Here is a 1,407-nt window from a genome sequence, read left to right on the forward strand (position 1 = left end):
TTTTAGTGTTTAAGGTGGTTTGCGGCGGCTTTGGTATTGCGTTGCTCACCCCTTAACAGGGCGTTATACAGCAAAGGAGGCTTAGGTGATAAACAAACCTTACAAAAGAACGTGCAGAATATTTTCAGACGGCTCTTATGCTAATTCGGGAAAAAGCGAATACATTAAGCATCCACTGTTTGCGCAATCCCCGACGCAATACATTCGTGCTTATCAAGTTTTGCAGAAAGATCTTATATCTTTGTTCGACTATATCGAACCTTCGGATCAAAACTTAGAAACACATTCGTTTCGTATTCAAGAGTTACTAATGAGGTTTTGTGTCGAAATAGAGGCAAATTGTACGGCAATATTAAAAGAAAATGGTTACTCAGTATCAGGCAGAAATTTGAATATGTGTGACTATAAAAAGATAGAACAAAGTCATTATCTATCAAAATATAAAGTTATGCTTCCAAATTGGTACGGTGAAAAAGGAACTAGAACACCATTTAGCGCTTGGAGCAACGGTTCAGGCTTGGATTGGTATCAAGTTTACAACACTACAAAACATGATCGACATAGTAATTTTCATAAAGCAACATTTGATGTTTTGATTGACGCTGCATGTGGCTTATGTGCTCTACTGGCTGCGCAATTCTGGACGTATAGTTTTACACAGTCGGATAATATTATTACTACCTCATCTGGTGACCGTGACGGTTATCAATCAGCAATCGGTGATTACTTTCGTGTCAAATTTCCAACAGATGTACCCAGAGATCAAGTATATGACTTTAGTTTTGCCAGCATTGATTTCCATTCGGATATTTTTAACAAATTCTCGTATAAATAATGCTGTATAACAAACAGTTCAAGAGGGATTCAGCACGCGTGGCATTTTTGGTATGCGGTGGTTTCGGTGTTGAAGTGCCATGCGGTAACATTGGTATTGCGTGCTTCACCCCTTAACTGGGCGTTAGTTGCCAACGAGGAAAACGCAGCTAAAACAGAATGTTTAGGTCTAATCGCACGTGTGCTTTGCTCTATTTTGCACTTCGAACTTCGGGATCTTGGTTCGCGGAAATTGAGCTTCGTTCTTTTCCTAGTTTGGTTTGCCGTTTCAGAAGCCGATTTACTTGTTGAAAGTCAGCTTTGTGGCATTGTTTCTCCAAAAGGTCTTTTTGGTGTTGTCAGTTCGTTTTCTACGGCGTTGAGTGTTCCAAGTGGTTTCAGCGACAAACGCTTTGAAACTGCACCTGATTTGAGTTTTCCAACATACGTAAAGCAAGTGTTGGCAAAGCGGTAATTAACTTCAAATCAAAGCTTTAGGTTTGGCAACTAACAAAGCATTCAAGAGGGATTCACAACGCTTGGCAGTTTTGGTTTGAATTAGCTTAAGTGTTTACGGCACAATGGTTTAGGTAG

Annotated in this window: 2 protein-coding genes; both read left to right on the plus strand. The window is 39.8% G+C overall.

Translation table 11 applies throughout. The annotated features are described in order from the left end of the window. Positions 1 to 85: 85 nt before the first annotated feature. The gene (locus KJB35_RS26350) at positions 86 to 835 is read left to right on the plus strand and encodes a hypothetical protein (RefSeq protein ID WP_061058649.1); all 750 of its coding nucleotides are present in this window, start codon (positions 86 to 88) and stop codon (positions 833 to 835) included. Positions 836 to 1,066: 231 nt separating this feature from the next. Continuing rightward, entirely contained in the window at positions 1,067 to 1,288 is a 222-nt protein-coding gene (locus tag KJB35_RS26360; RefSeq protein WP_238842961.1) for a hypothetical protein, read from the plus strand. The last annotated feature ends 119 nt before the right edge of the window (positions 1,289 to 1,407 follow it).

The organism is Vibrio sp. D431a (genome assembly GCF_030248655.1).
Lineage (GTDB): Bacteria > Pseudomonadota > Gammaproteobacteria > Enterobacterales > Vibrionaceae > Vibrio > Vibrio alginolyticus.